This window comes from Mycobacterium colombiense (assembly GCF_003284975.1).
Classification (GTDB): Bacteria; Actinomycetota; Actinomycetes; order Mycobacteriales; family Mycobacteriaceae; genus Mycobacterium; species Mycobacterium europaeum_A.
Genome location: NZ_QMEU01000160.1, coordinates 1 through 7,521, shown reverse-complemented (window position 1 = coordinate 7,521; position 7,521 = coordinate 1). Strand labels below are relative to the sequence as shown.

The 7,521-nt window shown below is 69.6% G+C and carries 10 protein-coding genes and 1 pseudogene; 6 read left to right on the top strand and 5 right to left on the bottom strand.

All coding sequences use genetic code 11. From position 1 onward, the window contains the following. Positions 1–321: pseudogene (locus DQP58_RS25280) on the bottom strand (MmpS family transport accessory protein); the annotation flags it as partial. Positions 322–539: 218 nt separating this feature from the next. On the opposite strand from DQP58_RS25280, the gene DQP58_RS25275 reads away from it, so the two are divergent. Next, complete coding sequence (locus DQP58_RS25275; protein WP_112710824.1) at positions 540–800, top strand: DUF3107 domain-containing protein; 261 nt, start codon at positions 540–542, stop codon at positions 798–800. On the opposite strand, the gene DQP58_RS25270 is transcribed toward DQP58_RS25275, so the two are convergent. Continuing rightward, a complete protein-coding gene (locus DQP58_RS25270) occupies positions 797–1,480 on the bottom strand; it encodes a TetR/AcrR family transcriptional regulator (protein ID WP_066867944.1) in 684 nt (227 codons plus the stop codon). The two genes, DQP58_RS25275 and DQP58_RS25270, sit on opposite strands and share 4 nt — an antisense overlap. Positions 1,481–1,575: 95 nt before the next feature. Between DQP58_RS25270 and DQP58_RS25265 the strand changes: the two genes are divergently transcribed. The 3 genes from DQP58_RS25265 (at position 1,576) to DQP58_RS25255 (ending at position 4,919) form a co-directional block, all read left to right on the top strand. After that, entirely contained in the window at positions 1,576–2,715 is a 1,140-nt protein-coding gene (locus tag DQP58_RS25265) for a DUF3152 domain-containing protein (protein ID WP_112710823.1), read from the top strand. Between the two features lie 87 nt (positions 2,716–2,802). After that, complete coding sequence (gene moeZ / locus DQP58_RS25260) at positions 2,803–3,987, top strand: adenylyltransferase/sulfurtransferase MoeZ (protein WP_112710822.1); 1,185 nt, start codon at positions 2,803–2,805, stop codon at positions 3,985–3,987. A gap of 77 nt (positions 3,988–4,064) precedes the next feature. Beyond that, positions 4,065–4,919 (top strand): TIGR02569 family protein, encoded by an 855-nt coding sequence (locus tag DQP58_RS25255; protein WP_112710821.1) that lies wholly within the window; start codon positions 4,065–4,067, stop codon positions 4,917–4,919. On the opposite strand, the gene DQP58_RS25250 is transcribed toward DQP58_RS25255, so the two are convergent. From DQP58_RS25250 to DQP58_RS25240, 3 genes are read right to left on the bottom strand one after another with little or no spacing between them, the layout of a single operon-like run. Then, complete coding sequence (locus DQP58_RS25250) at positions 4,916–5,224, bottom strand: MGMT family protein (protein WP_112710820.1); 309 nt, start codon at positions 5,222–5,224, stop codon at positions 4,916–4,918. The genes DQP58_RS25255 and DQP58_RS25250 overlap by 4 nt on opposite strands. 2 nt (positions 5,225–5,226) lie before the next feature. Then, a complete protein-coding gene (locus tag DQP58_RS25245) occupies positions 5,227–6,012 on the bottom strand; it encodes an alpha/beta fold hydrolase (protein ID WP_112710819.1) in 786 nt (261 codons plus the stop codon). Positions 6,013–6,057: 45 nt separating this feature from the next. Next, positions 6,058–6,264 (bottom strand): hypothetical protein, encoded by a 207-nt coding sequence (locus tag DQP58_RS25240; protein ID WP_112710818.1) that lies wholly within the window; start codon positions 6,262–6,264, stop codon positions 6,058–6,060. A gap of 162 nt (positions 6,265–6,426) precedes the next feature. On the opposite strand from DQP58_RS25240, the gene DQP58_RS27440 reads away from it, so the two are divergent. Beyond that, positions 6,427–6,558, top strand: a complete 132-nt coding sequence (locus DQP58_RS27440) for a hypothetical protein (protein ID WP_276310531.1) — start codon at positions 6,427–6,429, stop codon at positions 6,556–6,558. 31 nt (positions 6,559–6,589) lie between these two features. Next, on the top strand, positions 6,590–7,521 hold a 932-nt coding region (locus DQP58_RS25235), incomplete at its 3' end, for a UvrD-helicase domain-containing protein (RefSeq protein ID WP_165827953.1).

Genomic DNA, 7,521 nt, shown 5'->3' with positions numbered 1-7,521 from the left:
GGGGCCCGGGGACGCGCTGGGCGGCACGGACGCCTTGGTGGTCGCGGGTGCCGAGGTCACCGGGTGGGGAGCCGGGGCGCCCAGCGTGGCCTTGGTGGACGCGCTGTCGCCGCTGTTGATGATGACGGCGGTGGCGATAGCGCCCACGGCCACCACCGCGCCCACGATCATCGTGGCGGGGCGCCAGCGCGAGTCGACGGGCCAGCCCGTCCAGTTGTAGTCGGCGTTCAGGTAGGGATCGGTATCGCAGGCGTCGTCAACGTCGTCGTCGTCGGGGTAAGCCCGGATCCTGTCGTCAAGGTGCGGCAACGTGGTACCCATGGTGCCGAAGTTAGCCATGGGAAAACACGGATCGGGTATCGCGCGGGTGGGTGAGACAACCTGAGAGCGAATCGTTATCGGGCCGCGACCGGTTTCGCTGACCGCGAAGTGTGGGGATGCGACGAGGTGGGGGTCGGCCGCGTCCACTAGCCTGCTGCTGACAGGGCCGGGACTTCAAGAGCTGCGGAATGACTGCAAGACCCATGGAAGGGGTGACCGTGGAGGTCAAGATCGGTATCACGGATAGTCCGCGCGAGCTGGTCCTTGCCAGCGCCCAGACGCCCGCCGAGGTCGAAGATCTGGTCAGCGCCGCACTGAGCGACGCCTCGGGCCTGCTGCGGCTGAGCGACGAGCGGGGCCGCCGCTTCCTGATTCACACCGCCAAGATCGCCTACGTCGAGATCGGCGCCGCTGACGCGCGCCGGGTGGGCTTCGGGATCAGCGCCGAAACCGGCAAACACGCCGGCAAGGCGCGCTAGGAGCGGGTAAGCGGCACGTGTGACAACCCGCCCCAGGCGAACTGCACGGTGCCGTCGACCGCGTCCGCCTTGGAGATCGGGCGGTCGGAATCCAGCCAGTACCTGGCGCAGTCGACGCTGATTCCGACCAGACCGACCGCGATCATCCGGGCCCGGTGCGGGTCCAGCCCCGAATCCTCGCTGATCAACGCGAACACCGCGTCGATGCAGGATTCGGTGGCGACGCGCACCTGGGCGGCCACTTCGGGTTCGGTGACGTAGTCGTTCTCGAAGATCAGCCGGTAACCCTGGCTGTCGTGCTCGATGAAATCGAAGAACGCCTGCACCGCGGAGTGCAACCGGCGCCGGTTGTCGGTGGTGGTGCTCAGCGCCTGCTGAACGCCCGAGACCAGGTTCTCCACGTGCCGCGCCAGCACCGCGAGGTACAGCTCGAGCTTGCTCGAGAAGTGTTGATACAGAACGGGTTTGCTAACCCCGGCGCGGTCGGCGATCTCGTCCATGCCGGCCGCGTGGTAGCCGCGGTCGACGAACACGTCGCTGGCCACGATGAGCAATTGGCCGCGCCGCTCGTCGCGGGGCAACCGGTTGCCTCGCCGGTTGGAAACCGCGGCCCCGTCCGGCCGACCGCGGTCAGCCGATCTGACGGCGCGCCGCGCCGGCACCTTGGCGAGTTCGCTCATCGAGTCCTCATCTGATTATCGGCGGCCGGCCCTGTCGGAAATCCGGGGCCAACCGCTCGCAGCCCGTGGCAAAGACCTTACTACCCGACCGGTCGATGCGACCGTCATCGCCGTCGTCGCCGCTGGCAGAAGCGGTGTCGGACGGCGGATTCGGGCGCGCCACCGGCGGCGGCGGTGCCTGCCTGTGTAATCCTGGGGAAATGACGTCCCCGCGGCCCCCACGCGGCACCGGTCGCGTGCCGGTGTTACGCGACGAGTGGCGAGAGCCGCTGCGCGCGCTGCGCGACCCGATCGCGCGGGAAGCAGGACGACCGCGGGCCGACCGTGAACGGCCGCGACAATGGCGCAAGCAGACCTGGCTGGGCCGCTTCGTCTCCACCTACGGGTGGCGCGCGTACGCCCTGCCCGTCCTGGTGGTGCTTACCGCGGTGGTGATGTACCAGACGGTGACCGGCACCGGCGCACCCAAGCCGACGGCTAACAAACCCATTCAGAGCCCGCCGGCCATCGGCGCGGTCGGCACGACGATCATCGACGCCCCGCCGCGTGGGCTGGCCGCATTCGACGCCAACCTGCCGGCCGGGACGCTGCCGGACGGCGGCCCGTTCACCGAGGCGGGCGACAAGACCTGGCACGTCGTCCCGGGCGCCACGCCCCAGATCGGGCAGGGCACCGCCAAGGTGTTCAGGTACACCGTCGAAGTGGAGAATGGCATCGACCCGACGATGTTCGGCGGCGACGACGCCTTCGCCCAGATGGTCGAGCAAACGCTGGCCAATCCGAAGGGCTGGACGCACAACCCCCAGTTCGCTTTCATCCGGATCGACGGAACCAATGGGGCCAAACCCGACTTTCGGATCTCGCTGGTCTCGCCGGTGACGGTGCGCGAAGGGTGTGGCTACGAATTCCGGCTCGAAACCTCTTGCTACAACCCGGTATTCGGCGCCAACCGGGAGGCGCGGGTGTTCATCAACGAGGCGCGTTGGGTACGGGGAGCCGTGCCGTTCGAAGGCGACATCGGCTCCTACCGGCAGTACGTGATCAACCACGAGGTCGGCCACGCCATCGGATACCTGCACCACGAGCCCTGCGAGCAGCAGAACGCCCTGGCGCCGGTGATGATGCAGCAGACGTTCTCCACGTCGAACAACGACGCCGCCCAGTTCGACCCGGACGTCGTCAAGGCCGACGGGAAGACCTGCCGGTTCAATCCCTGGCCGTACCCGATCGCCTGACCGGGCCTGCAGCGCACCGCCTCGTTGCCGCGCCCGGCGCGGGCTGCTGTGATGGTGGGAGAACTCGATCGAGGAGATGTTTCGCAAGTGTCGACGTCGCTGCCGCCGCTGGTGGCGCCCGCAGACCACCTCAGCGGCGACGAGGTGGCCCGCTACAGCCGGCACCTGATCATTCCGGACCTGGGGCTCGACGGGCAGAAGCGCCTCAAGAACGCCCGGGTGCTGGTGATCGGGGCCGGTGGCCTCGGCGCGCCGACGCTGCTCTACCTGGCGGCCGCGGGCGTGGGCACAATCGGCATCGTCGATTTCGACGTGGTCGACGAGTCGAACCTGCAGCGCCAGATCATCCACGGGGTGGCCGACGTCGGACGGTCCAAGGCGCAGTCGGCGCGCGACTCCATCGCCGCGATCAACCCGTTGGTGGACGTGCGGCTGCACGAGTTCCGGCTGGATTCCACCAACGCCGTGGAGTTGTTCGGCCGCTATGACCTGGTCGTGGACGGCACCGACAACTTCGCCACCCGGTATCTGGCCAACGACGCGGCGGTGCTGGCGAAAAAGCCCTACGTGTGGGGATCGATCTACCGCTTCGAGGGCCAGGTCTCGGTGTGCTGGGAGGATGCCCCCAACGGACGCGGGCTCAACTATCGCGACCTGTACCCCGAGCCTCCGCCGGCCGGCTCCGTGCCGTCCTGCGCCGAGGGCGGCGTGCTGGGCATCGTCTGCGCCTCCATCGCCTCGGTGATGAGCACCGAAGTGATCAAACTCATTACCGGGATCGGCGAGTCGTTGCTGGGCCGGTTGATGATCTATGACGCGCTGGAGATGACCTACCGCACCATCGCGATCCGCCGGGACCCGTCGGATTCGTCGCGGCCAAAGATCACCGGGCTGGTCGACTACGAGCAGCTGTGCGGCGTGGCGCCCGAGCCCTCGGCGCAGGACGCCGCGTCGGCCATCACGCCGCGCGAGCTGCGTGACTGGCTGGATTCGGGCAAGAAGCTGGCGCTGATCGACGTGCGGGAGCCGGTGGAGTTCGACATCGTGCACATCGACGGGGCCCAGTTGATCCCGCAGTCCTCGATCAATTCCGGCGAGGGGCTGGCAAAGTTGCCGCAGGACCGCCCGCCGGTGTTGTACTGCAAAACGGGGGTGCGCTCGGCCCAGGCGCTGGCGGTGGTCCGCAAGGCCGGCTTCGCCGACGCGGTGCATTTGCAGGGCGGGATCGTGGCGTGGGCGCAGCAGATGCAACCCGACATGGTCATGTACTGACCCGTACGCCTTTGGACTGCGGCGACCCGCCGCTGTGCTAGCGATCACCGCTTGTTGGACTCGTTTAGAGTACCGGTGTGACAGTCGAGCCACCGCCGGATCATGTGCTGTCGGCGTTTGGTTTGGCCGGCGTTAAACCCGTCAATCTGGGCGCCAGCTGGGAGGGCGGCTGGCGGTGCGGTGAAGTCGTCTTGTCGCTGGTGGCCGACAACGCCCGCGCGGCGTGGTCCGCCCGGGTTCGCGAGACGCTGTTCGTGGACGGCGTTCGCCTGGCCCGGCCGGTGCGTTCCACCGACGGGCGCTACGTCGTATCCGGGTGGCGGGCGGACACCTTCGTGGCCGGGACGCCCGAGCCCCGCCATGACGAAGTCGTCTCGGCCGCGGTGCGCCTGCACGAGGCGACGGGCAAACTGGATCGGCCCCGCTTTCTGACCCAGGGGCCCACGGCGCCGTGGGGCGACGTCGACATCTTCATCGCCGCCGATCGCGCGGCGTGGGAGGAACGGCCGCTGGCCTCGGTGCCCCCAGGTGCGCGCTCCGCCCCCGCGACGGCGGACGCCGAGCGGTCGGTGGAGCTGCTCCAGCAGCTGGGCACCCTGCGCAAGCCGACCAAGAGCCCCAACCAGCTGGTCCACGGAGACCTGTACGGCACAGTGCTTTTCGTCGGCACCGCGGCGCCGGGAATCACCGACATCACCCCGTACTGGCGGCCCGCGTCGTGGGCGGCCGGTGTGGTCGTCATCGACGCGCTGTCCTGGGGAGAGGCCGACGACGGCCTCATCGAGCGCTGGAACGCCCTGCCGGAATGGCCGCAGATGTTGTTGCGGGCGTTGATGTTTCGCCTCGCGGTCCACGCGCTGCACCCAAGGTCGACCGCCGAGTCGTTCCCCGGCCTGGCCCGCACCGCGGCGCTGGTCCGGCTGGTGCTCTAGCGTCCGTCGGCGAACTCGTAACGAACCTCGCGCAGCGCGATCCTGCCGTCGGTGGCCAGCACGCCTTCGGCGCGCAACAGCTCCAGCTGGCGGGTCGTCAGGTGTCGCGCCGGGCGACCGGACGCGGTGATCACCCGGTGCCAGGGCAGGTCCGAGGAGTCCGTCCGCATGATCCAGCCGACGATGCGCGGGCTGGAAAGCCCTGCGACAGTGGCGATGTCGCCGTAGGTGGCGACCCGTCCGGCCGGGATCGCGGCGACCAGCGCACGCACCCGCTCGACCTGCTCGTCGGTCACCGGCGCCACGGTCAGCCGGCTTCCAACAGCTCGCGGGTCAACGCGGCGACCTCGTCGGGCTTGGCGTAGGGCACCATGTGATTGCAGTCGAAATCCAGCAGCCGCAAATCCGCTCCCAACCGCTCCGCCAGGGCGTCGATCAGTTGGTCGGTGACATAGGGCGGCGTGGTGCGTTTGGCCCGCACCAAAATGGTCGGGGTCTTCGCGGGTGGCAGCACGGTCTCGCGGGCCAACTCGCTCCAGTACGACATCATCGCCGGCAGGCTCACCCGCCAGCCGTAGCGGCCGCCCGGCAGCGCGATGAGATGCTCGTCGATCTCGGCGTCCAGCAGGGCGGGTTCGACATCCGACCACGAACCGTGCAGCTTTTCCAGGCGCGCCTCCTCGGCGTCGGGATAGTCGGGCGAGGACAGCATCGCCTCGGCGATCTCGCGCATCCACTCGCCGTCCAGCCCGACCGCCGGGTCGAGCAGCAGCAGCCCCGCCACCCGATCCGGGCGGGCGGCGGCCAGCTGCATCGCCAGCCCGCCGCCGAACGAATGGCCCACGATCACCACCGGTGTGCCGGGCTGTTCGTCGAGCAGCGCGGCCAACGCCGTGACGTTGCCGTCGATGGTCCACGGCGCCGCCCACGAAGACCTGCCATGACCCACCAGATCCGGTGCGGCGATTCCGATCCCGGGCAGCAAGCCGGACAAATGCTCCCAGCGCTGGCCGTGGCCGGTCAGCCCGTGCAATGCCAGGATCCGCACCGGACCCGGCGGGCCGTAGCGGTGTACATGCAACTTCGCGGTCACCAGTCGATGGTGCCAGCCACCGCGGTCGCGGGTTGCGGGCGGTCCCTAACGGTCGTCATCCCGATCGTCGTCGGTGGAGACGATGTAAGCCTGCTCGATCACGTCGGCCTCGTTGGCTTCCCGGTCCGCGGCGGCGGCCACGTAACCGATGTCCAGACCGGTCTCGTCGTCGGAATCGACAGGCCGCCGTTGTTCCACCGCGTCGCCTTCCGGCGCCTCGTCGATGGGAAAGCCGCGTTCGTCGTCGTTCATGGTCTTGCACCCCTCCTTCCGTTGTCCGACTGCTGCGGCCTCCAGGGTAAGAGACCGCGGCGGCGCGGCCGGGTACGCTGACCGCTCGGTCACCTCGACGACCCAACCCGAGCGGTCCTGGGCAGAATCGGGCGCGGTTGGGCGCTTTCGCAGCGGTCGCCGTTGTCATCTCGTTCATCTCGAACCGCGCTGAGCCAGATCTTCCGAGTCGCGGTCTACCAGTACGCGGTCACCGGCGAGACGATCGGCGGGTTCGACCACCGGCTGCTGCAGGCCGCGTTCGTCGCGCGCTAGATCTGTCGGACCCTCGTGATGTCATGCCGTCATGGCCTACACGTGGGACGCCGAAGCGCACACCGTCTTGGACCCGGGTGCGCGCGGTCAGCTGCGTATTCTCGGCGGGCCCGGCACCGGCAAGAGCAGCCTGCTGATCGACGCGGCGGTCGCCCAGATCGACGCCGGGGTCAACCCGGAATCGGTTTTGCTGCTTACCGGTTCCGGCCGGATCGGGATGGCCGAGCGCAGCGCGCTGACGACGGCGTTGCTGCGCGCGCGATCCGCCGGCCCGGGGCGGGCCGCAATCAGCGAGCCGTTGGTGCGGACCGTGCACGGGTACGCGTACGCGGTCCTGCGGCGCGCGGCCGAGCGGGCCGGTGAGGCGCCGCCGCGGCTGGTCACCAGCGCCGAACAGGACGCCATCGTCCGGGAGTTGTTGGCCGGCGACCTCGAAGACGGGCCACGCGCGGCGACGGCCTGGCCGGCCCCGCTGCACCCGGCGCTGAGTACCGCAGGATTCGCCACCGAGCTGCGAAACCTGTTGGCGCGCTGCGCCGAACGCGGCGTGGACCCCCAGGAACTGGAGCGGTTGGGCCGTCGCTGCCGGCGGGCGGAATGGACCGCCGCCGGACAATTCGCCCGGCTGTACGAGCAGGTGATGCTGCTGCGCGCGGCGGTGGGCACGGCCGCGCCGGAGGCGACCACACCCGCGCTGGGCGCCGCGGAGCTGGTGGGTGCCGCGCTGGAGGCGTTCGCCGTCGACCCCGAGCTGTTGTCCGCCGAACGTGGCCGGATCCGCGTCTTGTTGGTCGACGACGCCCAACAGCTGGACCCGCAGGCGGCCCGGCTGGTTCGGGTGCTCGCCGCGGGCGCCGAGCTGGCGCTGATCGCCGGCGATCCCAACCAGGCGGTGTTCGGCTTCCGGGGCGGTGAACCCGCCGGGCTGCTCGGCGGCGACACGCCCTCGGTGCCGCTGACGAC

Coding starts and splice junctions, on each gene's coding strand:
- DQP58_RS25265 (WP_112710823.1), top strand. CDS start 1,576: ATGCGACCGTCATCGCCGTCGTCGCCGCTGGCAGAAGCGGTGTCGGAC.
- DQP58_RS25240 (WP_112710818.1), bottom strand. CDS start 6,264: ATGAACGACGACGAACGCGGCTTTCCCATCGACGAGGCGCCGGAAGGC.
- DQP58_RS25270 (WP_066867944.1), bottom strand. CDS start 1,480: ATGAGCGAACTCGCCAAGGTGCCGGCGCGGCGCGCCGTCAGATCGGCT.